Source organism: Desulfosporomusa polytropa (assembly GCF_055380075.1).
The window spans coordinates 884597-908684 of record NZ_AP042400.1; the positions used below are offsets into that span (position 1 = coordinate 884597).

A 24088-nucleotide genomic window follows, 5' to 3' on the forward strand; every position below is an offset into this window, starting at 1 on the left:
ACCAATACTTGAAAGGTTGGTGAAAATTTGGCTACTGTCATTGCGACTATTTTTGTTTTCGGTTTGTTAATTTTATTTCACGAGTTAGGTCACTTTATTACGGCTAAAAGCGTTGGTATGAGGGTGGATGAATTTGCTATCGGGTTTGGCCCTAAGTTGATTAGTAAAAAAATTGGCGAGACAATCTACTCTATTCGTATCATACCACTTGGCGGATTTAATAAAATAGCTGGTATGGATCCAGACGAGCAGCAAGATGAACGTTCATTTAGTGCTAAGCCTATCTGGGCAAGAATGGTAGTGATTGTAGCTGGTTCAGTTATGAATTTTGTTTTACCAGTGCTCTTACTGTTTATTGTATTCTTGAGCGCAGGGGTTGATAGCCCCTCTAATCAACCAATAATTGGCAAATCATTTCCCGATAAACCAGCAGCTGTTGCTGGGTTGCTGCCTGGTGACAGAATAACAGCTGTAAATGGAATACCTATAGATTCCTGGCAGCAATTTGTCAGTGTTATTCAGACAAATGCAGGAACCAAGCTTGCAATAAATTTTTCACGTGCTTCAGAGACGAACAAAACAGCGGTGCTTATTCCTGAATATGATGAAAAAGGTAAGCGCGGAATTATTGGTGTCATTCCCCAGATTGATAAATATCAGCCAGGAATAATTGAGGCTGCTGGTTTGGCTATAAAACACACGGTTACTGTGGCTCAAGCTATGGTTGTTGGTATTGGTGAAATGATCACTGGCAAAACAGCAGCTGATGTTGCCGGACCCATTGGTGTAGCCCAAATGGCAGGGGAAGTGGCGCAACTAGGAATTGTTCCATTATTGCAATTTGCTGCCTTTTTGAGTATTAACTTAGGGTTAATTAATCTATTGCCAGTGCCGGTATTAGATGGGGGGCATCTTGTCACACTGGCTGTCGAGGGCCTCAGAGGTAAACCACTTAGTACTAGTCAAATGCAGTTTATTCAGATGATTGGCTTAGCACTATTAATGCTGCTATTTGTTGTGGCAACTTTCAAAGATATAGCGCGATTAAATTTGTTTTAAGCTGGTGATGAAGTATGCAACGTAAGAAGACACAGTCGCTACAAGTTGGTAAAATGTTGGTAGGTGGTAGTGCTCCCATATCAGTACAATCAATGACAAATACCCGTACTGACCATGTTGATGATACTGTAGCCCAAATAAGGCGGCTTACTGACGCCGGATGCGATATCGTTCGAGTTGCGGTACCTGATATGTCTGCAGCACAGGCCATTGAGCAGATAAAAGCTGGCATAGGTGATGTCCCCCTTGTTGCCGATATTCACTTTGATTATCGGTTAGCTATTGCGGCCATGGAGCGCGGCGTCGATGCCCTTCGACTAAATCCAGGGAATATTGGTGAGGTTGAGCATGTGGCCGCAGTTGTTAAAGAGGCTAAGAAACGGCGAATTCCTATTCGCATTGGGGTCAATGCCGGATCATTAAGTAAAGCAATACTTGCGAAATATGGTGGACGTCCGACACCGGAGGGCATGGTCGAAAGTGCTCTAAGTCATATTGCTATTTTGGAAAGTTATAACTTTCATGATATTAAAATATCGTTAAAAGCGCATGATGTACCACTTACTGTCAGCGCCTATCAACTCATGTCAGAAACTGTAGATTATCCATTGCATTTAGGAATTACTGAGGCTGGAACAATACGCTCAGGGGTAATTAAGTCAGCTGTAGGTATTGGTGCGCTGTTGGCTCAGGGGATTGGCGATACAATTCGAGTATCGTTAACTGGTGATCCTGTCGAAGAGGTGTTTGTCGCCAATCAGATTCTTAAATCTTTAGGACTACGCCAATATGGTCCTACGCTTGTATCTTGTCCGACCTGTGGGCGTTGTCAGATCAATTTGGTTGATGTTGCTGAGCTGGTCGAAAATAAGTTGAAATCTATGAAGAACCCTATTACGGTAGCCGTAATGGGTTGTGTTGTGAATGGGCCTGGAGAAGCCAGAGATGCCGATGTTGGTATTGCTGGTGGTAAAGGTGAGGGTCTGTTATTCAGTAAAGGTGAGATTATTCGCAAGGTACCAGAAGACGAACTGGTAAGTGCATTATTTGCTGAAATTGATAAACTTAGTAAGGAGGATAATACTTAATGCGTTGTTCCCAATTATTTGCACCCACATTACGCGAAACTCCGGCTGAAGCCGAAGTAGTAAGCCATCAATTAATGCTTAGAGCAGGTCTTATTCGTAAAGCTGCAGGTGGAGTATATTCCTATTTACCATTGGCTTGGCGTATACTGAAAAAAATTGAAAAAATAGTACGTGAGGAGATGGATGCTAAAGGCGGCCAAGAATTGGCAATGCCTATTATGCAGCCAGCTGAAATGTGGCAGGAAACGGGCCGGTGGAATGTTTATGGTGAAGAAATGTTCCGCTTGCAAGATCGTCATAATCGTAACTTTTGTCTAGGACCAACTCACGAAGAAATGATTACTACCCTTGTTCGCGGAGATGTTCGCTCGTATCGTCAGTTGCCACTTATGCTATATCAAATTCAAAACAAGTACCGTGATGAGATTAGGCCAAGGTTTGGACTTATGCGGGGTCGTGAGTTTATTATGAAAGACCTATACTCATTTGATCGTGACGAGGCAGGTCTTGACGAAAGTTATAATAAAATGTATGATGCATATTCACGCGTGTTTACCCGTTGTGGTCTGACTTTCCGCGCAGTGGAAGCTGACTCTGGTGCTATTGGCGGTAGTGGCTCACACGAATTTATGGTAATTGCCGAATCAGGGGAAGCAGGCATTGTCTATTGTGGGAAATGTGATTATGCAGCCAACGATGAGAAAGCTGAATTGCATCCGATTTGTCTTCCGAGTGAGGAACAGTTGCCGCTAGACGAAAAGGCTACTCCAGGAATGAAGACCATTGCTGAGGTCAGTCAGTTCTTAAGCATCTCAGCAGAAAAGACGATCAAGACATTAGCTTACCGGACAGATACTGGTACACTTGTATTAGCACTTGTTCGTGGTGATCATGAAGTAAATGAGATTAAATTATTAAATAAAGTTGGCTGTATACAACTGGAGATGGCTAATGAAGAAGCCATTACCCAGGCATTAGGTAGCCGAGCTGGCTACATTGGCCCTGTTGGGCTTGAGGGTAAAGAGAATATTATAATTGTTGCTGATGCTACTGTTATGAATATGAATAATGCGGTATGCGGTGCCAACAAACTGGACACTCATTATTCTAACGTCAATCCTGGTCGTGATTTTAAACCGTCGATTGTGACAGACCTCCGTTTGATACAAGAAAATGATCCTTGTCCCCACTGTGGTGCGCCTGTTAAAACTGCTAGAGGTATTGAGGTTGGACAGGTATTTAAGCTATTTACCAAATATAGTACTTCACTCCAGGCCACTTTTATTGATGTTGATAGTAAAGAAAAACCTATGGTTATGGGTTGCTATGGCATTGGCGTTAGCCGTACAATGGCGGCGGCGATCGAACAAAATTATGATAATAATGGTATAATTTGGCCTGCACCGATTGCCCCATATCATGCTGTGGTTGTTCCTGTCAGTAGTAAAGATGAAATGCAGATGGCCTTAGCAGAAAAAATATATACTGAGTTAAATGCGAGTGGGATAGAGACGATACTAGATGATCGCAATGAGCGACCCGGTGTTAAATTTAAGGATGCAGACCTTATTGGGTACCCACTGAAGATCACAATTGGTCCCAAGGCCATTAATGAGAACTTAATTGAGGTCAAAGTGCGACGCACAGGGGAAGTGCTTTATTATGGACAAGCTGAATACCTTACTAATATTAAAGAACTTTTGAAAAATTTGTAACATTATATAGTTAATTTGTACTAAAGGCGTGATAGCAATAGGATCACGCTTTTTTAGCTATACTTGAATGCATTACGCGAGGTGAGAAGATGGCGCCTATCAGTGAAATAGATATTGTGTTACGATTGGTGGTCTCTTGTATTCTTGGCGGCTTAATTGGTTTCGAACGCGAGAGCTTGGATCGTCCGGCAGGCTTACGTACTCATATATTGGTATGTATCGGGTCGACCTTGATGACGATCGTGTCAATTTATGGGTTTTCTGGCTATGATACTGTTACTAAGGATCCTGGGCGGATTGCGGCTCAAGTGGTGAGTGGGATTGGCTTTTTAGGTGCCGGTACTATTTTGCGCGAAGGTCTAACTGTTACCGGTCTGACTACGGCAGCTAGTTTGTGGGTTGTTGCCGGTATTGGTTTAGCTATTGGGTGTGGATTGTTTTTTGCCGGTATAGCTGGTACTGCTTTGGTATTTTTAACATTGGTACTATTTGGGCAAATGGAACGCCGTCACTGGAGTAATAAATGTCGTAACAAAATAAAAATTACTGTGCGTGATCAGCCAGGTCAGATTGGTAAAGTGGGGATATTTTTTGGGAAAAATAATATCGGTATTAAAAATGTAACTATGCACCATATACCCGAACAAAAAGTGATAAACCTTGAGTTTGTCTTAATAATCCCGGCAGATGCTAATATGATACAGGTATTTGCCGAACTGGCGGAAATTGACGGAGTGCTTTCCATTGATAAACCGTGGTAAAATAATAGTGACCTGTTATTGATGGGAGATGTTCAATGTCTAGTTATTGTGTTATACCGGAAAATTGCCAAAGTTTCTTTCAATTTGTAGATCAGTTACCAATTGATGCGGTTAACCGGAATTTGTTAAGAACAGCGCAAGTTAATAAAGTTGAGGTAAACCCAGTTACTAGGACATGGGTCATATATATTACTGTAGCCCAGCATGTTTCAGAAGAGACTATTGGTATTGCAGCAAAGCATCTATGTCAACACTGTGGTTTAGCTACTGTTAGTTTTACACAGCAGACCAAGGATTTGAAACAATATCTGGCGAAGAACTGGCCGCAATTTGTTGAACAAATTACAGAAAATCATTATGCGACTAAACATCTGCTGCTAAATGCGATTTGGTCATATGATGAAAAAATGCTGAGTATTGAAACTGTTGGGGGACTATCAACTGCTATCTTGGCTGAGCGTGGTATAAAGCAGTTAATTAAGGACTTCATTATGCGGGAATTCGCTCATAGCTGTGAAGTGGAATTCCTTCATTCAGAGGTGGCAGAGCAAGCCGAGTGTGATGAGCTATTAACGCCTGCATATAAGGAAGCTCTTACGGAAGCCGTTACGCTGCAAGATAGACCAAAGGCAAATGATAGCCCAATCGTATTTGGCCGTAATATTCGCGGTGCGGCCGCCGCTTCGCAGCCGATTAATGCCATTCAAGAGGAAGCACGCAATGTAATTCTCACAGGGCAGATTATAAATTATGAATTAAAGGAATTGAAATCAGGCCGCTTTTTGTTGACTTTTGATCTTGTTGATCTTACTGATGGTATTAGTGGTAAAGCTTTTTTTGATAATAAAGAACAGTTTGATAAAGCAACCGGACTTATTAAAAACGGTATGCAGGCGACAGTCAAGGGGACAGTTCAATATGATAAATTTGCTAATGAATTAATTCTATTTACTGACAGTATGTGTCGTGCAGAAAAAATCGAGGAGCGCCAAGACGATGCGCCTATACGCCGGATTGAACTACACGCCCATACTCGTATGAGTGCTATGGATGCTGTGGTTTCTGCAAAAAATTTAGTAAAAACGGCTGCTAAATGGGGGCACTCTGCCATTGCCATTACTGATCATGGGGTAGTGCAAGCTTTCCCGGAAGCCTATGAGGAAGCTACTAGTGTTGGTATTAAAGTGATTTATGGTATGGAAGGCTATTTGTTTGATGACGACATCAATCAGGCTCGTCATATTATCATTTTGGCACAAAACAATATTGGTCTTCGCAATTTATACCGGTTGGTATCGATATCACATCTTAGGTATTTACATCGTACGCCGCGCATACCACGGTTGATTTTAGATGATTATCGGGAAGGTCTGCTACTCGGTTCAGCCTGTGAGGCTGGTGAGTTAATTCATGCTATGATTAACGGTGCCAGCCAAGAAGAATTAATTACTATTGCTAAGTATTATGATTATCTTGAAATTCAGCCAACAGGCAATAATGAGTTTTTAATACGCAAAGGTAAGATTGCCGACGAAGAAGGATTGCGCGATATCAACAGAAAAGTTTGTGCGATTGGTGAACAATTGGGAAAACCAGTTGCTGCTACTTGCGACGTTCATTTTTTAAATCCTGAAGATGAAATATATCGCCGAATTCTTATGGCCGGACGGGGTTATGATGATGCTGATAAGCAGCCACCACTCTTTTTTCGAACAACTGACGAAATGTTGGCTGAGTTTAGTTATCTGGGAGCAGAAAAAGCACACGAAGTAGTAATAGAGGCTCCCAAGCGTATTAATGACCTTATTGAAAGCATTAAGCCTATTCCCGAAGAATTGTATTCGCCGCAAATCCCTGGGGCAGAAGAAGATATTAAGTTTATGTCTTATCAAAATGCCGAACAACTCTACGGAACACCGTTGCCGGAGATTGTTGCTAAACGTCTTGAGAATGAACTTGATTCGATAATTAATCATGGTTTTGCGGTGCTATATCTTATTGCACATAAATTGGTGAAGAAATCGATGGATGATGGTTATCTGGTAGGCTCTCGGGGGTCGGTAGGTTCTTCTTTTGTTGCTACTATGACCGGGATAACCGAAGTTAACCCCTTACCACCGCATTGGCGTTGTCCCAGTTGCAAATACAGTGAATTTATTACCGATGGGAGTTATGGTGGCGGCTTCGATTTGCCGGAGAAAGTTTGTCCTCATTGCCAGACCGCTATGGAAAAAAATGGCCATGACATCCCCTTTGCTGTATTTATGGGTTTTCATGGTGATAAAGTGCCTGATATTGATCTAAACTTTTCTGGTGATTATCAGCCGGTTGCCCACAAATACACTGAAGAATTATTTGGTCGTGATAATGTATTTAGGGCCGGGACGATTGCCACTATCGCAGATAAGACAGCCTATGGTTATGTAAAGAATTATCTGAATGACAAAGGTTCTACTGCCCGTAATGCTTATATAAACAAGCTTTTAGGAGGCTGTACTGGCGTAAAACGAACTACTGGTCAACATCCTGGCGGTATTATGGTTATACCTAGGGATATGGATGTGCATCACTTTACACCAATACAATATCCGGCAGACGATAAGAACTCATCAACAATTACTACACATTTTGATTACCACTCAATCAGCAGTCGCCTAGTTAAACTTGACATATTAGGACATGATGATCCGACAGTAATAAAAATGCTGGAAGATTTGACAAATCTTGATGCTAAGACAATTCCGTTTGATGATGCTGCGACTATGAGCCTATTTTCTTCGACAAAAGCGCTACAGCTTACGCCGGAAGCGCTTAACAGTACGGTTGCTACCTTTGGCATACCTGAATTTGGGACTAAATTTGTAAGGCAGATGCTTGACGATACTAAGCCAAAGACCTTTAGTGAACTAATACGAATAAGCGGTTTTTCTCATGGGACAGATGTCTGGCTTAATAATGCCCAGGATCTTATTCGCAGTGGAACTGCTAAACTTTCTGAGGCCATTTCTACGCGTGATGACATTATGGTTTATCTCATGCAGAAAGGCGTTGAGCCTTTGCTTGCCTTTAAAACGATGGAAAGTGTGCGCAAAGGTAAGGGTATAAAGCCTGATGATGTCGAAAAGATTAGGGCTAAAAATGTACCTGAGTGGTTTATTGAATCCTGCCAGAAAATTAAATACATGTTTCCTAAAGCTCATGCCGTAGCGTATGTAATGATGGCTTTCCGGATAGCATACTGCAAAGTGCATCATCCGTTGGCCTTTTATGCCGCCTATTGCACTGTTAGGGCTACCGATTTTGATGCAGACTTAATTGTCAAAGGTGCTAAAGTACTTAAAGATGAGCTTGTGATTTTAGAGGAAAAAGGAAATACGCTTTCAACTAAAGAGAAGAGTATCCAGACAATTTTAGAAATAGCGCACGAGATGTACTTGCGAGGGTATGTCTTTCACCGAGTGGATTTATATAAATCTGACGCTGAAAAATTTCTGATTGTTGATAATGGGCTTTTACCTCCCATTGGTTCCTTGCAAGGGGTAGGGATATCTGCTGCCCATAATATCGTGGCAGCCCGCCAGAACAAAGATTTTTCATCAATTGAGGATTTGCGTTCGCGCAGTAGAGTTTCTAAAACTGTAATTGATATTCTTAAAACTCATGGTTGCCTAGAAGGCATGGATGACTCAGATCAAACCAGATTGTTTGCATGAATATAATTTGATGAAAAGTTTGGTTGTAAGATTACCAGTTTAGTGGTATAATAGTTGAGTGTATAAAAGGTATTTGACTTTTTAAGAGTGGGTATTGAGCACCCACTCTTTCATCGTATTTTAGCACTAGTCGCTCTTACCATATTTAGGTATGAGGGGTAGGATATTAGGAAACAATAAAAAGTAAGAACTATTACGGCTTATTAAGCCCTAATTGGAGGTGTTAATCCGTTGTGTTGAAAGAGAAAATAGAGGCAGTAATTGAAACCATCGTTACAGATATTATTGCAGATAGTACGCTCGAATTGATTGATGTAGAATATGTTAAGGAACGGGACTGGTATCTTAGAGTTTTTATTGATAAAGAAGCTGGTATTGAGATTGATGATTGCCAGTGGGTGAGCGAACAACTTGAAGCCAAGCTGGACGAAAGTGATTTAATAAAAGATCATTATTATCTTGAAGTTTCCTCCCCAGGCATTGACCGTCCTCTAAAAAAAGACAGGGACTTTATCCGTCATACAGGTGATAAGGTAGAGATAAAAACCTATGAGCCTATTAATGGTGAAAAATTACTGGTAGGAACTCTAATTGGTTTGCTCAATGGAAATGTTCAGATTGATATTGCTGGTCAAACTGTAACTATCCCAAAAGAAAAGACTGCGCAAATCAGACTTCATATAGAATTTTAGCATTGAAAATTGAATAAGGGGGAATTGTTATGAATGCAGAATTTATGCAGGCTTTTGAACAGCTGGGAAGAGAAAAGGGTATTGCGCCTGAAATTCTGTTTGATGCAATTGAAGCAGCCTTGATTTCAGCGTATAAACGTAACTTTGGCTCGGCACAAAATGTAAGGGTAGCACTAGACAGAACTACGGGAGAAATACATGTCTATGCGCGTAAGAATGTTGTTGAAGACGTTAGCGATACACGCCTGGAACTATCTCTTACTGAAGCCAAGGTAATTGATCCGCGCTACGAACTTGAGGATGTAGTTGAACTTGAAGTTACGCCTAAAAATTTTGGGAGAATTGCGGCCCAAACGGCTAAACAAGTTGTTGTTCAAAGGATTAGAGAAGCCGAGCGGGGCATGATTTATGAGGAATTTTCCAATCGCGAAAGCGACATTGTAACAGGTATTGTTCAACGTATTGAACAAAAGAATGTATTTATTGACTTGGGCAAAGCGGAAGCTGTTTTAGCACCGTCTGAACAAATTCCCGATGAAATATATAAACATAACGATAGACTGAAAACATACATAGTTGAAGTTAAAAAAACTACTAAAGGACCACAAATATTAGTGTCCAGGACACATCCAGGGCTGTTAAAGCGTTTGTTTGAACTGGAAGTTCCCGAAATTCATGATGGTATAGTCGAATTAAAATCGGTAGCACGTGAACCAGGAATGAGATCTAAAATTGCGGTCTATTCTCGTGATGAAACTGTTGATCCGGTAGGGGCCTGCGTAGGTCATAAAGGTATGCGGGTACAGACTATCGTTAATGAGCTTAAAGGTGAAAAAATAGATATTGTTAAATGGAATACCGACCCGGCTAAATATATAGCTAATGCCTTAAGTCCTGCCAGAGTAATTTCAGTAGAGGTTCAGGAAGCAGAAAAGCTGTCAAGGGTGGTTGTACCAGATTATCAACTGTCGTTGGCTATTGGCAAAGAGGGGCAAAATGCACGACTGGCAGCTAAACTTACTGGCTGGAAAATTGACATTAAGAGCGAGTCACAAGCTGCACAATTGTTGAATACGTCAGCGAATTTGGCGCAGGAGGAATTGGTGTGAAACCAAAAAAAATTCCTTTCAGAATGTGTGTCGGCTGTCAGGATATGAAATCTAAAAAAGAATTGTTACGAGTTGTTCGAACACCAGAGGGAGACATTGTGTTGGACCCAACTGGTAAAAAGGCCGGACGTGGTGCCTACATGTGCCGTAGTGAGCAATGTCTAACCAAAGCATTTAAAGAAAAACGATTAGAAAAGGCGCTTAAACATCCAATTGGCGAAGAGGTTTATAATGCACTTAAAGTTGGGATCGTAGAATGAATCAACAAAAGTTGATGTCGCTTTTGGGGCTGGCTCAAAAGGCCGGAAAAATAGTCTCTGGCGACTTTGCAGTGCAAGGTGCTATCAAATCAGGTAAAGCTAAATTGCTTATTATTGCAACAGATGCCTCAGAAAATACTAAAAAAGAGTATCAATATCAGGCATCGTCGAGAAATATCACTATTTACTGTGTTTTATCCAAAGAACAGCTAGGTGGTGCCATCGGCAAAGCATTACGGGCTGCTGTGGTGATAACAGATGAAGGTTTCATCAAGCCAATTACCTTGATATTGCAAGAGTAATTGTTGCCATGGGAGAGAAAGAAAGTGGGGGTGGATCAATGTCCAAATATAGAGTATATGAATTGGCCAAGGAACATAATACGACTAGCAAGGTTATTATAGATATTTTAGGACGCCATAGTATTACTGCTAAAAATCATATGAGTAGCGTGGATGATGATGCAAAAGTAGCTATTGAACGAACTTTTGCCAGAAAGACTGGAACAACCGAACCGACACAGGCTGCACAGCCTGTTCAATCCGCAAAACCGGAACAACGAGATGCGGTGCCACCTGTAAAAGAAGCGCAGACTTCTAATCAGCAGCAGCCAAACCGACCAAGCCCTAATAATCAGCAACCTAATAATCAGCAACCTAATAATCGGCCGGGCTTTAATAATCAGCAACAGCAACCTAATAATCGGCCGGGCTTTAATAATCAGCAACAGCAACCCAATAACCGGCCGGGCTTTAATAATCAGCAACAGCAACCCAATAACCGACCGGGCTTTAATAATCAGCAACAGCAACCCAATAACCGACCGGGCTTTAATAATCAGCAACAGCAACCCAATAACCGACCGGGCTTTAATAGTCAGCAACAGCAACCCAATAACCGACCGGGCTTTAATAGTCAGCAACAGCAACCCAATAACCGACCGGGCTTTAATAGTCAGCAACAGCAACCCAATAATCGACCGGGCTTTAATAATCAGCAACAGCAACCCAATAACCGACCGGGTTATAACAACCAGCAACAACAACCCAATAATCGACCGGGCTTTAATAATCAGCAACAGCAACCTAATAATCGGCCGGGCTTTAATAACCAGCAACAACAATCAAATAACCGACCGGGCTATAACAATCAGCAGCAATCAAATAACCGCCCAGGCTATAACAATCAGCAACAGCAATTCAATAATCGTCCGCAAAATGCTGCGCAGCAGCCTAATACACAACAACGTCCGCCGCAAAATCGGCCTGTGGGGGCTGGACCACAAGGACAACAACCGGCAAATAATAATCGTCGACCTTTTAATAATAACTCTCGCAGTAGCGGTAGTTCAGGACCTGGAAATAGGAATCAACGCTCTAATCCACGTCGCCACCAACCAGGGAAAAATCAGGCTCCACATGTAAAAGTTGAGATGCCAAAACCTAAGAGTATTCGGATTGGCGAATCAATTTCTGTCAAAGAACTTGCTGGGAAAATGGGCCGCGAAGTCAGTGAAGTTATCAAAAAGCTGATGCTGATGGGAACCATGGTGAATATTAATCAAGAAGTTGATTTTGATACTGTCTGTATTTTAGGCGGAGAATTTGGGGTTGCCGTAGAAGCAATTCCGCCTGAGGAAGATCCGACTGAGATTCCTGAAATTGAAGATGATGAACAAGACTTGGTTTATCGCTCGCCAGTTGTTACTGTTATGGGTCATGTTGACCATGGCAAAACTTCGCTTTTGGATGTTATTCGTCAAACACATGTTACAACGCAAGAAGCTGGCGGGATTACACAACACATTGGTGCCTATCAGGTAATGTGCCAAGGTAAGAAAATCGTCTTTTTAGATACGCCAGGCCACGAAGCCTTTACGGCCATGCGCGCGCGTGGTGCACAAGTTACGGATATTGCCATTTTGGTAGTTGCTGCTGATGATGGTGTTATGCCTCAGACAATAGAGGCTATTAATCATGCCAAATCAGCAAAAGTACCAATTATTGTAGCTATTAATAAAATGGATCGCCCTGGAGCGAATCCTGACAGAGTCAAGCAACAATTGGCAGAATACCAATTAATACCTGAAGATTGGGGCGGCGATACTATTATGGTACCGGTGTCTGCTCATCAGAAGACTGGTATCAATGATATACTGGAAATGATCTTACTAGTTGCTGAGATGCTTGATCTTAAAGCAAATCCTAACCGTCTTGCTTATGGAACAATTATCGAGGCTAAACTTGACAAGGGCCGTGGCCCAGTATCAACTGTACTTGTACAAAAAGGTACACTACGGATCGGTGATACAATTATTGCTGGAACAGCCTATGGTAAAGTTCGGGCAATGACGAATGACCGCGGCGAGAAGATCAAGAAAGCTGAGCCTTCTACACCGGTAGAAGTACTTGGATTAGCAGATGTCCCAGCAGCAGGTGATATTTTGGTAGCTGTCGATGAACGAACTGCCAGAGCTGTAGCTGAAAAACGGGTGGCCAAAAAACGTACAGAAGAAATTAAACAATCACAGAAAGTTTCGCTTGAAGATTTGTTTAATCAAATCCAGGAAGGTAGTATAAAAGACCTTAATATTGTTGTTAAAGCAGATGTACAGGGATCTATTGAAGCTCTGCGTCAATCGTTGTTAAATATCAAAAATGACGAAGTCAGGGTCAACATTGTTCATGCCGGTGTCGGAGCTATTAATGAATCTGATGTTATGCTGGCAGCTGCTTCTAATGCACTTATTATTGGCTTTAATGTTCGTCCTGATGGAAATGCACGTAAGGCTGCTGATAGTGAAAAAATTGACATCAGGCTTTATCGGGTAATCTATGATGCTATTAATGATGTCGAAGCTGCTATTACCGGAATGCTAGCACCTGAGTTTAAGGAAGTTATATTAGGCCGTGCAGAGGTACGGCAGGTAATTTCTATTCCTAAAGCAGTTGTTGCCGGTTCGTATATACTTGAAGGAAAAATAACAAGTACTGCACAAGTGCGACTTATTAGAGATGGTATTGTTATACATGAAGGAAAGCTTGAATCACTCCGCCGCTTTAAAGATGATGTTAAGGAAGTAGCGCAAGGATACGAGTGCGGCATAACCATTGAAAAGTTTCGCGATGTTAAAGAAGGCGACACTATTGAGGCATTTACCATGGAAGAGGTCGCCCCGAAGGGTTAAGCGGTATGTTGAGATAGTGGAGGAATTACGATGGGACAACTGCGGGTAGAAAAAGTGCAGGAATTTATTAAACAAGAAATTAGTAAAATCATTCTGACTGAACTAAAAGATCCACGCATTGGTTTTGTTACAGTAACTCGTGTAGAGGCTACTGGTGATTTGCGAAGTGCCAAAGTATATGTCAGCCTTATGGGAAATGATGATCAAAAGACAGAGACTTGGGCCGGATTAACTAAAGCCTTGGGATATATGCGTGCGGAGATTGGCAAACGAATTAGAATGAGATGTACTCCCGAACTGTCATTGCATCTTGATGAAACCTTGGAATATAGTGCACGTATTCAGGAACTGATTTTAAAAATCAAGCAGGAAGAAGGCAAATAGTAACAATATGGAAGTGTCTATTAAACACAGCGCCAAGCTGTTAAGTAAGGCTAATCATATCGTACTCACTGCCCATATCCATCCTGATGGCGATGCGTTAGGATCATTGCTTGCTCTGTATGCTTATTTATCAGCCCAAGGAAAACAGGTCAAAATGCTACTTGATGATGAAGTTCCTCGCGCTTTTAAATTTCTTGCTGATTGGGATAAAATAGAAAAACCTCAAGATACAGTAGTTGAGGCCGATTTGTTGGTAGTGCTTGATTCAAGTGATGTAGAGCGGATTGGTAAAGTCAAGGATGTTGTTACAGCGCCTATCCTTAATATTGATCATCATATATCAAATTGTAAGTTTGCTGAGTATTGGTATATAGACAGTCAAGTAGCGGCAACAGGAGAATTGATTTTCAAACTTCTAAAAGAAATGAATGCAGCTATCACAAGCAGTATGGCTGCGGCATTATTTACAGCAATAGCAACTGACTGCGGTTTTTTTCGCTATGCCAATACGTCAGCAGAAACGCTTAAACTTGCGTCAGAACTAGTGGCCTTGGGTGCTAAACCCAATATTATTTCTGAATCGCTTGATACTAAGCCTCGGTCTGTTATCGAGGTATTACCCAAAGTACTTGAAACACTCGAAATCATTGAGTGTGGTCAAGCAGGACAAATAGCTGCATTAACATTAAATCAAAAAATATTGTCTGATTTCAAAGACGATACAGAAGGCTTTATTAACTATCCCCGCAATATTGAAGGCGTTGAAATTGCCATTATGTTTAAAGAAGCTGATACTCACAGTGTTAGAGTTAGCTTACGTTCAAAAATGGTAGATGTCAGTCAGCTTGCACTTGCCTTCGGCGGCGGCGGTCATGCCCGAGCGGCAGGCTGCACAGTGACAGAACCGCTTGCTAAGGCTAAAACTTTGATTATAGACGCGGCCAAACAGCTGTTAGTTAAAGGGTTGGGAGTCAATGATGCAAAGCGGGATAATTAATGTACTAAAACCACCAGGCATGACATCACATGATGTCGTGTCATATATTCGGCGGTTATATAGCATAAAACGTGTTGGGCATGCAGGTACATTGGATCCTGCAGCAGCGGGTGTGTTACCCGTGTTTATTGGCAATGCAACAAGGCTTGTTGAATACTTGGCCGACGCAGATAAAAGTTATCGGGCTGAGCTTACGTTTGGTTTTGAAACAGATACTGGTGATGATACCGGAAAAATTAGTAATAGTCGCCCGTATATCCGGCCCAAGCCGAGTGAGATTGAGGCTGCATTGGCGTCCTTTATCGGTGTCAATGAACAAATCCCGCCTATGTATTCTGCTATAAAAATTGACGGTAAAAAGCTATATGAGCTAGCTAGGCAAGGTCAGGTTGTTGAACGAAAACCGCGTAAGATTGTAATCGATGCCATTTCACTTATAACAGAAGGCGAAACAGGTATTGTATTTGATGTAACCTGTTCTAAAGGGACATATATTAGGGTTCTATGTTCTGATATCGGCTATAGGTTGAATTGCTTAGCAGTAATGAGTTTTCTAGTCAGAACAAGAGTGGGACATTTTCATTTAGAAGAGTCTTTAACCCTTGAGGAAATTGCCGCTAACAAAGAACAAGCTGTTCAAAATGCCGATAGTGTGCTGACTCATCTTCCCGCGATTGTGTTATCTGAGCTGGAATCCCAGGCTATAAAAAATGGGCGTAGTATTTCTTGTAGTCAAAGTGGTTCAGATTTAATAAAAATGTATGATCTACACAACACATTCATTGGTATTGGTCGAGAAACATGTCAAATGGGTGGTCAGGCAACACTGACTCCAGTGAAAATACTAAGTCCGGGCCTGTAACGGTCCGGATTCTTACATAGACGTGTAATGAGGAGAAACAGAAAAAACATGAAAGTCTTTACCCAGATAGAGAACGTGAAGCACGATGCACCTGTCTATATGGCTTTAGGTACTTTTGATGGTATTCATATTGGACATCAGGCAATCATCGCGCGTACGCTGCAACAGGCAAAAAATAAAAATTGCTGTAGTGCTGTTTTTACATTTAGTAATCATCCGCTTAACGTGATTGACGCTGACCGCCGTCCACCACTCATTATAACTAATCAGGAAAAGGTTAAGTTAATTGCAGAGTTGGGTGTGGACATGTTATTTAATGTTCCCTTTACAACAGAATTATTGCAGTTAACTCCTGAAAAATTTATTGAGAAATTAGTTACTAACATGAATCTTCAACATGTTACTGTTGGTGCTAATTTTACATATGGATATCGGGGGACTGGCACGCCAGCGCTGTTAACAGCTGCCGGCGCGAAACACGGGTTTACTGTTGATGTGGTAAGTATGATCGATGTGGAAGGGGTTATCGTAAGCAGTACAGTCATTAGGCAATTAGTTACAGATGGTGCTGTTAAGCAGGCCGCAAATTTGCTTGGGCGATCGATAACTATATCCGGAAAAGTTAGTAAAGGTGATCAACGCGGGCGAAAATTAGGTTTTCCTACAGCAAATTTGGCGATTGTGCAAGGGCTTTTGGTACCCGCGGACGGGGTTTATGCTGTTTACATATATGATGAAACCGGCGCCAAGTTCAATGGGGTCGCCAATATTGGTAATAATCCTACTTTTACTCGTCAAACTCACCGTATTGAGGTACATATTTTGGATTTTGACCGCATTCTTTATGGGAAGCAGTTAAAAATACAATTTATCGATAGAATTCGTGGCGAGATTGTTTTTGCTAGTGTTGAGCAACTCAAAGAGCAAATGCAGGCAGATATTAAATTCTCTCGAAAACAGTATTTTTAATTTTTCCGTGGTTTACATACTTTAAATTTTATGATAAAATATCATTTAGTGAGTAAATCACATTATTAACCGTAGCGAGGATAATCGAGTCTCCGGCGATGTCTTGGCTAATGGGGATAGACAAGAAAAAGGAGGTGAACCACGTGTTGACACCTGAAAGAAAACAAATGCTTATTGAACAATTCCGTGTACATGTAAGTGATACTGGATCTCCTGAAGTTCAGATTGCGATTCTTACTGAACGTATTAATTACTTGACTGAACATTTGAGAGAACACAAAAAAGATCATCACTCTCGTCGCGGCCTGCTAAAAATGGTTGGTCAACGCAGAGGTCTCTTGAATTATCTGCGTGAAAGCGATATTGAGCGTTATCGTTCAATCTTGGAAAAACTTAACTTGCGGAAATAAGTAAAAAGCGGATTTTCCGCTTTTTATTTTTTTCCTAGGTTAAAGAAAATAAAAAAGGGAATAATAAGAAAAATGTCGAACAGTTAATCTTTGCTAAAAGAAAAGGGGCACATACAGAGGAGGAAAATATAATATGGAAACATTCCAGATGGAACTAGGCGGCCGGACCTTGATCATTGAATCAGGTAAAATGGCGAAACAAGCTAGTGGTGCAGTGTTGGTACGTTATGGCGATACTGCAGTTCTGGTAGCGGCAACTCAATCAGCTGAACCGAGACCAGGTATTGACTTTTTTCCGTTAACAGTTGATTATGAAGAACGCTTATATTCGGTAGGTAAAATTCCAGGTGGCTTTATTAAGCGGGAAGGGCGTCCAAGTGAAGCTTCTATTTTAGCTAGTCGTTTAATTGATCGACCGCTTCGACCACTATTTGCCGATGGATTGCGTAATGATGTGCACGTAGTAGCTACTGTAATGTCAGTGGATCAAAATAACCCGCCTGATATTGCAGCTATGATTGGTGCATCTTGTGCTTTAAGTATTTCTGACATTATCTTTAACGGGCCTGTTGGTGGCGTTCGTGTTGGCTTGATCGACAATCAATTTATTTTGAATCCTACGATAGAGCAGCAAGAAAAAAGTGATCTTAACTTAGCAGTAGCAGGCACAAAAGATGCTATCATGATGGTTGAAGCAGGAGCAAATGAATTATCTGAAGAAACTATGCTTAAGGCTATTTTATTTGGTCATGAAGCAATAAAAGAGATAGTGGCTTTTCAGGAGACCATTGTTGCCAAGGTTGGCAAGCCCAAAATGGAAAAAGCAATTTATGAGGTTCCGACCGAAATAGATGTGGCTATGCGTGAGTACATAACCGAACAGTTAAAAATCGCTGTAGCTAATGCGGACAAACATATGCGCGAGGAAAATATTAAACAGGTTAAAATGGAAGCTACCGAGCATTTCTTGTCAATTTATCCTGAGAATGCCAAAGATATTAGCAATATGTTCCAAAAGATTCTCAAAGAGATTGTACGGAAAATGATTACAGTAGATAAAATTCGTCCTGATGGCCGTCAGATTGACGAAGTACGTCCTATTACCTGTGAAGTTGGTCTGTTAGCACGTACTCATGGTTCAGGGCTGTTTACCCGTGGCCAAACGCAAGTGTTTACTATCACTACGTTAGGAGCTATTGGCGACGAACAGATTCTTGATGGACTTGGGGTTGAGGAGTCCAAACGCTATATGCATCATTATAATTTCCCGTCCTTTAGTGTTGGTGAGACCAGACCTTCACGTGGCCCTGGACGCCGCGAGATCGGTCATGGCGCATTAGCTGAGCGGGCGCTACTGCCTGTTATCCCTTCAGAAATGGAGTTTCCGTATACTCTCCGTTTAGTATCAGAAGTATTGGAGTCCAATGGCTCATCTTCTATGGGCAGTGTATGCGGCAGTACATTATCCTTAATGGATGCAGGTGTTCCAATTAAAGCGCCGGTATCTGGTGTTGCCATGGGCTTAGTTAAAGATGGCAGCAATTACACAATCTTGACTGACATTCAAGGCATGGAAGATGCGCTTGGTGATATGGACTTTAAAGTGGCTGGTACCACTAAAGGCGTAACTGCTATGCAGATGGATATGAAAATATCGGGGATTACTGAACAAATTTTTAAAGACGCGCTGGCACAGGCTAAACGTGGCCGTATGCATATACTAGGTAAGATGCTTGAGGCGATCAAGGAACCCAGAACAGAACTTTCGCCGTTTGCGCCACGCATTATTACCATGGAAATTGATCCAGATAAAATCCGCGATGTTATTGGACCAGGTGGCAAGACGATTAAAAAAATTATTGAAGAAACAGGCGTTAGCATTGATATTGAAGATGATGGCAAAGTGTTCATTGCAGCTGTTGACGTTGAGGCTGGCCAAAAAGCAGTAAAAATCATCGAATCCTTAGTGCGTAGTGTGGAAATTGGCACCACGTACACTGGTAAAGTCACTCGTTTAATGAATTTTGGGGCATTTGTCGAAATTCTCCCTGGCAAGGAAGGTCTTGTGCACATTTCACAGCTTGCGCTTGAACGTATTGCCAAAGTGGAAGATGTTGTTAAAGTCGGCGATGAAATTATGGTCAAAGTGACCGAAGTTGACCGCCAAGGACGTATTAATTTGTCTCGTAAGGAATTGTTGAAGGCAGAACAAAAGGAAAGTCAGCCTGAAGATGCTGCAAAATAGCAGATAATCAGTTGGACTTGGCAATAAGCCAAGTCTTTTTATTTTGCTCATAAAATACAGGGAGTAGTAATACACTGTATTACTACGCAAGCGTTGTGAGCAGGAGTTGATTAGATGCAGTGTAAAGTGGTTATGGTAGGTAAAGTTCGTTCTTGGTATGTGTATTTTACTGTTGGTGTTTTTATGGTAGTTGCTATGTTATCAGGTAATATCCAACCACTTTTACACACTATGCAGGTAGGTACTGTACCGCCGCCGGTATTTCAAGGCAATCCAGCTCAGCCCCAAATTGCTTTGGCCTGCAATGTGTTTTGGGGGGAAGAGTATCTCCCGGATATGCTGAAAACACTTGACGAGAATAATATTCATATTACGTTCTTTATTGGTGGCAGCTGGGCCAATAAATATCCGGAAGTACTTAAAGATTTGGCAAATCGAGGCCATGAACTTGGAAACCATACTTATACTCATCCTCATCCTAATAACTTGAGTAAAGAAAAAAACAAAGAGCAGATAATAAAAACAGAGGAGCTTGTGGCTAGCATTACAGGAATAAAAACAAACTTATATGCACCGCCCTATGGTGAATACAACAATACGGTATTGTTAGCTGCACAAGAAATCGATTATACTACCATTATGTGGAGTATTGATACTATTGATTGGAAGCGTCCACCACCCGAAGTTATCAAAGAACGTGTCTTAAAAAAACTCCACAATGGTGCTATTATATTGATGCATCCGACAGCACCAACTGCGCAGGCTCTACCAGGATTGATCGAAGAAATAAAGAAGCGGGGATATACCATAACAACAGTATCTGATATACTAAAATAGAATAAATAGGCAGGCGAAAGCCTGCTTTTTTTATTGCTTAAAATATAAAGTTGTGATAGTATTATGTTTACATAAGACATGAAATTTGAATTATGGTTATTCATAGTTAAGTTATTGGACTTTAACTTTGGCCAAAGGCCCGGCGTAAGCCGTGCTTTTTTAATGGAATGGAGGCTGCCATATGAACAAGTACAAGAAGTTACTATCTTGGGGAGTAATGTTGGTTTTTATGATGACTATTATGCTGTCTGTTACCCCTGCATATGCTTTTTCGGTAGCTGATTTATTAGGACAAGCTACTACTGCTAATGACTCTAGTGTGTCGAATGGAATGAGTACAGGTAAAGGTATGTTAGATGTTTTTCTTGGTCTGTTGCTAGGCAAATTGTTGGGTAATGGCTTTAACAATTCAACAGGTGGGGCGACGAAAGATAACCCTGCTAGTGGATTAGTTAGTGCATCAGCGAAAGAATTTGTGGGCTTTTACGCCGAATGGTGGGGAGCCGATACTTCTTCCTATAACTCGATGGTAAAAAATACTGATGTAATTAAAACAATTGCCCCATTTTGGGCCACAATGCAGGCTGATGGCACAGTAGTTGACCGCGGCGGCAATGACCATGCTGCAGTGGTTAAAACTGCTCAGCAGAAGGATATGACAGTATTGCTGCTAGTTAATAATGCCAAACAAGATAACAACACTACTGCGCCAGTTCATACCGTACTGGCAAATCCGGCACTTAGGACTAAAGCGATTGACAATTTTGAGGCATATATCAAGAAGTATAATCTTGATGGAATCAATGTTGACTTTGAAATGGTGCCTGCTGAGGATCGCGATAACCTGACAGCATTTATGCGGGAGCTTTCTGCTCGTCTCAAACCACAAGGCTTGCTTGTGACAATTGATGTTTTTCCTAAACAAAATGAAAATAATGATGTGGCAGCTGCCTATGACTATGCAGAGCTGGCTAACTATGCTGACAAGATTATGATTATGGCTTATGACAATCATGGCATGTGGAGTGGGCCAGGCCCGATTGCGGATATTGGTTGGGTAGAAAACAGCCTAAAATATGCGCTCAAGTTTATTCCTAAGAATAAATTATACCTTGGGATTGCGGCCTATGGTTATGATTGGTCAGCCCAAGGCACACAGTCGCTAGAGTATAAGGCGATAATGGATTTATCTCAGCGTTATGGACAAGCAGTACAATGGGATGATGCATCGAAATCTCCGTATTTTAGTTACACTGCTGTTGATGGTATTGCGCATACAGTTTGGTTTGAAAATGGCGAAAGTTTAAAACATAAGCTGGCGCTTATTACCAAATATGACATTGCTGGTGCAGCTATGTGGAAGCTTGGCGAAGAAGATCCCGGCGTTTGGCCAGTTCTGCGGGAACTATTTCACAAGTGATTTCAAATAAAACCACACAGGAGGTTTATGGTGGATAGTAAAAAAATATTGATAGTAACGATGCTTTTGGTTTTAGTATTTAATATAGTAGGCCCGATACAAGTAAGTCATGCCGCAGCGTTGGACAGTGTTATTGGTACGCTGGCAGCTTCCACTGTTTCATCTGCAAATAGTGGGGCTAGTGGTGGGTCAGATGTATTTAGCAAGCTGTTTAGTTTATTATTTGATAAAATACTTGGACCCATATTGAATATTTTCGGCGGTGGCAAAGCAGCAACAACCCTACCGGAAAATCCAGTAAAAGTGACACCACTGCCTCCCGATGATGGGACTACGGGTGTTGTAGACAACGGTGCATTACGTGGGAAAGTTGTTGTTGTTGACCCTGGTCATGGCGGCAGTAATCCAGGTGCTGTGGCTAATAGCACTAGAGAAACAGATAATAATTTAGCGGTTAGTCTCAAACTTCGGGATAAGCTGACTAAAGCCGGAGCAAGAGTAATCATGACAAGGGACAGTGACCGTACAGTTGCGCCTGAAGGTAGTTCCTTAGGGCAGGAGTTAGCAGCACGTGTGAATATTGCTGAAGCGAACAATGCAGATATTTTTGTCAGTGTCCATTCTAATTCCAATCCCGACCCATCCATATATGGAACTATGACTTTTTATCCGAGTAGCAAATCATCTAAATTAGCACTTGAGGTTCAAAACAGTATTATTAAAGAAACAGGAGCTGTAGATAAAGGTACTTCCTCGGCTACTTTCTATGTGCTGCGCAATACCTCGATGCCGAGTATTTTGGTCGAAATGGGCTTTGTGAGCAATGCAAGCGAGGCCAGTAGGTTACAGGAAGATAATTACCGGAATAAAATAGCCCAGGGTATTTTTAACGGAGTAGTAAAATACTTTAACAACTAGTATCTTAAAAGCAGGATAAGGGCAACACAGTTTGCGTTGTCGCCAAAGGCTCGGCGCAAGCTGTGTTTTCTTTATTAGCAAATTTAGGTATAATAAGGATTATACTATATTAGAAAATTATTTTTTTGAAACGTATACCAATAAGAACAATTTGCAGTAAAATAGGAAGGTGTCATTTTTGTTCAATGATAAGGAGATTTATGTATAAAAAATCAGTATTGCCAAATGGAATTCGCGTCGTATCGGAAACGATTCCGTATGTGAAATCAGTTAGTATGGGCGTATGGCTGGCAACAGGATCAAGGTTTGAAGAGGAATATAATCATGGAGTTTCTCATTTTATTGAGCACTTGATGTTTAAAGGAACGGCGCGGCGTTCAGCCAAGGATATTGCTGAGATAGTTGATGCTGTTGGTGGGCAATTGAATGCGTTTACTGCCAAAGAATGTACTTGTTATTACTTGAAGGTTTTGGATTCTCATGCTGATTTAGCTATGGATATTCTAAGCGATATGCTGCTTGCATCAAAATTTGCCGAAGAAGACATTGAACGTGAGCGCCAGGTAGTACTTGAAGAAGTACATATGTATGAAGACTCACCAGATGAATTGGTTCATGACATTCATTTGGATACCGTGTGGCCTGTCCACCCGCTTGGACGGAATATTTTAGGCACGACTGATTCAATTGAACGATTTAATCGCGATTCAGTAATGAAATATTACCATGATTTTTACACTCCAGATAATTTGGTAATTGCTGCTGCCGGCAATATAAGCCATGAAGAGTTTGTAGGATTAGTAGCTCGTTATTTTAGTGACTTTAAAGGACAAAAAAGAAAATTGGCGATAACTACCCCGGCCTTTGCACCAGCCAGAACGATTATTAACAAAGATTCCGAGCAAGTGCACATATGCTTAGGCGCATTGAGTGTGCCGCTAGAGAATCCCCAAATCTATCCTGTGTATATTTTTAATAATATGCTAGGCGGAGGAATAAGTTCTAAACTGTTCCAAGCTATCCGCGAAGAGCGTGGTCTGGCCTATTCTATTTATTCTTATCAAAATAGTTATAAAGATGCCGGATTGCTTACCGTTTATGCAGGCACTCGTCCGGGAAATGTAAATCAAGTGTTGGATCTTATTATAGAAAACTTGAAGGATTTTAAAATGAAAGGCATAACTGAGCAGGAACTGACTAAGTCAAAAGAGCAAATAAAGGGGAGCCTGCTGCTGGGCTTAGAGAGTTCAAGCAGCAGGATGTCCCGTATTGGCAAGATGGAAGTTACTTTAGAAAAATTTGTTTCTTTAGATGAAGTTGTAAGCAAAATTGACAGGGTGACGCTAGCTGATGTAAACCAGATGATTGAGCAAATGCTTGTTGCTGAAAAACTGTGTTTTACTGCGCTAGGCCCTGCTGACTCATTAAATATTAATACTGATTTCAGTTTTTAAGAAGGAGA

20 protein-coding genes are annotated in these 24088 nt (G+C 41.3%); all 20 read left to right on the forward strand.

Going from position 1 to position 24088, the window contains the following annotated elements; translation table 11 throughout:
- The first annotated feature begins 27 nt into the window (after positions 1 to 27).
- The 20 genes from rseP to ACZ449_RS06060 all read left to right on the forward strand — a co-directional run bounded on the left by rseP (position 28) and on the right by ACZ449_RS06060 (position 24080).
- Positions 28 to 1059 carry an RIP metalloprotease RseP gene (rseP, locus tag ACZ449_RS05965; protein WP_464260135.1) on the forward strand — a complete coding sequence of 344 codons (1032 nt, stop codon included), beginning with the start codon at positions 28 to 30 and terminating at the stop codon, positions 1057 to 1059.
- A gap of 14 nt (positions 1060 to 1073) precedes the next feature.
- Positions 1074 to 2147, forward strand: coding sequence for a flavodoxin-dependent (E)-4-hydroxy-3-methylbut-2-enyl-diphosphate synthase (ispG, locus tag ACZ449_RS05970; protein WP_464260136.1), 1074 nt, complete (start codon positions 1074 to 1076; stop codon positions 2145 to 2147).
- On the forward strand, positions 2147 to 3862 hold the full coding sequence (locus ACZ449_RS05975; RefSeq protein ID WP_464260137.1) for a proline--tRNA ligase: 1716 nt from the start codon (positions 2147 to 2149) through the stop codon (positions 3860 to 3862). The genes ispG and ACZ449_RS05975 overlap by 1 nt, the downstream gene beginning before the upstream one ends.
- A gap of 89 nt (positions 3863 to 3951) precedes the next feature.
- A complete protein-coding gene (locus ACZ449_RS05980) occupies positions 3952 to 4623 on the forward strand; it encodes an MgtC/SapB family protein (RefSeq protein WP_464260138.1) in 672 nt (223 codons plus the stop codon).
- 35 nt (positions 4624 to 4658) lie between these two features.
- Positions 4659 to 8336, forward strand: a complete 3678-nt coding sequence (locus ACZ449_RS05985) for a PolC-type DNA polymerase III (RefSeq protein ID WP_464260139.1) — start codon at positions 4659 to 4661, stop codon at positions 8334 to 8336.
- Between the two features lie 233 nt (positions 8337 to 8569).
- Positions 8570 to 9028 carry a ribosome maturation factor RimP gene (locus tag ACZ449_RS05990; RefSeq protein ID WP_464260140.1) on the forward strand — a complete coding sequence of 153 codons (459 nt, stop codon included), beginning with the start codon at positions 8570 to 8572 and terminating at the stop codon, positions 9026 to 9028.
- A 29-nt stretch (positions 9029 to 9057) separates the two neighbouring features.
- Positions 9058 to 10137, forward strand: coding sequence for a transcription termination factor NusA (nusA, locus tag ACZ449_RS05995; RefSeq protein ID WP_464260141.1), 1080 nt, complete (start codon positions 9058 to 9060; stop codon positions 10135 to 10137).
- Positions 10134 to 10397, forward strand: coding sequence for an RNase P modulator RnpM (rnpM, locus tag ACZ449_RS06000; protein WP_464260142.1), 264 nt, complete (start codon positions 10134 to 10136; stop codon positions 10395 to 10397). Before nusA ends, rnpM begins: the two co-directional genes overlap by 4 nt.
- Complete coding sequence (locus ACZ449_RS06005; RefSeq protein ID WP_464260143.1) at positions 10394 to 10699, forward strand: L7Ae/L30e/S12e/Gadd45 family ribosomal protein; 306 nt, start codon at positions 10394 to 10396, stop codon at positions 10697 to 10699. Before rnpM ends, ACZ449_RS06005 begins: the two co-directional genes overlap by 4 nt.
- 38 nt (positions 10700 to 10737) lie before the next feature.
- Positions 10738 to 13584 carry a translation initiation factor IF-2 gene (infB, locus tag ACZ449_RS06010; protein ID WP_464260144.1) on the forward strand — a complete coding sequence of 949 codons (2847 nt, stop codon included), beginning with the start codon at positions 10738 to 10740 and terminating at the stop codon, positions 13582 to 13584.
- A 30-nt stretch (positions 13585 to 13614) separates the two neighbouring features.
- Positions 13615 to 13968 carry a 30S ribosome-binding factor RbfA gene (gene rbfA, locus ACZ449_RS06015; protein WP_464260145.1) on the forward strand — a complete coding sequence of 118 codons (354 nt, stop codon included), beginning with the start codon at positions 13615 to 13617 and terminating at the stop codon, positions 13966 to 13968.
- A 7-nt stretch (positions 13969 to 13975) separates the two neighbouring features.
- On the forward strand, positions 13976 to 14965 hold the full coding sequence (locus ACZ449_RS06020; RefSeq protein ID WP_464260146.1) for a DHH family phosphoesterase: 990 nt from the start codon (positions 13976 to 13978) through the stop codon (positions 14963 to 14965).
- A complete protein-coding gene (gene truB, locus ACZ449_RS06025; RefSeq protein WP_464260147.1) occupies positions 14943 to 15827 on the forward strand; it encodes a tRNA pseudouridine(55) synthase TruB in 885 nt (294 codons plus the stop codon). Before ACZ449_RS06020 ends, truB begins: the two co-directional genes overlap by 23 nt.
- Before the next feature lie 48 nt (positions 15828 to 15875).
- A complete protein-coding gene (locus ACZ449_RS06030) occupies positions 15876 to 16796 on the forward strand; it encodes a bifunctional riboflavin kinase/FAD synthetase (RefSeq protein WP_464260148.1) in 921 nt (306 codons plus the stop codon).
- Positions 16797 to 16939: 143 nt separating this feature from the next.
- Positions 16940 to 17206: a 30S ribosomal protein S15 gene (gene rpsO, locus ACZ449_RS06035; RefSeq protein WP_464260149.1), complete on the forward strand. Its 267-nt coding sequence runs from the start codon at positions 16940 to 16942 to the stop codon at positions 17204 to 17206.
- A 133-nt stretch (positions 17207 to 17339) separates the two neighbouring features.
- Complete coding sequence (locus ACZ449_RS06040; RefSeq protein ID WP_464260150.1) at positions 17340 to 19451, forward strand: polyribonucleotide nucleotidyltransferase; 2112 nt, start codon at positions 17340 to 17342, stop codon at positions 19449 to 19451.
- A 114-nt stretch (positions 19452 to 19565) separates the two neighbouring features.
- Complete coding sequence (locus ACZ449_RS06045; protein ID WP_464260151.1) at positions 19566 to 20288, forward strand: polysaccharide deacetylase family protein; 723 nt, start codon at positions 19566 to 19568, stop codon at positions 20286 to 20288.
- A 181-nt stretch (positions 20289 to 20469) separates the two neighbouring features.
- The gene (locus ACZ449_RS06050; protein WP_464260152.1) at positions 20470 to 21708 is read left to right on the forward strand and encodes a glycosyl hydrolase family 18 protein; all 1239 of its coding nucleotides are present in this window, start codon (positions 20470 to 20472) and stop codon (positions 21706 to 21708) included.
- 27 nt (positions 21709 to 21735) lie between these two features.
- Positions 21736 to 22626, forward strand: coding sequence for an N-acetylmuramoyl-L-alanine amidase family protein (locus tag ACZ449_RS06055; RefSeq protein ID WP_464260153.1), 891 nt, complete (start codon positions 21736 to 21738; stop codon positions 22624 to 22626).
- Positions 22627 to 22826: 200 nt separating this feature from the next.
- A complete protein-coding gene (locus tag ACZ449_RS06060) occupies positions 22827 to 24080 on the forward strand; it encodes a M16 family metallopeptidase (RefSeq protein ID WP_464260154.1) in 1254 nt (417 codons plus the stop codon).
- Positions 24081 to 24088: the final 8 nt, after the last annotated feature.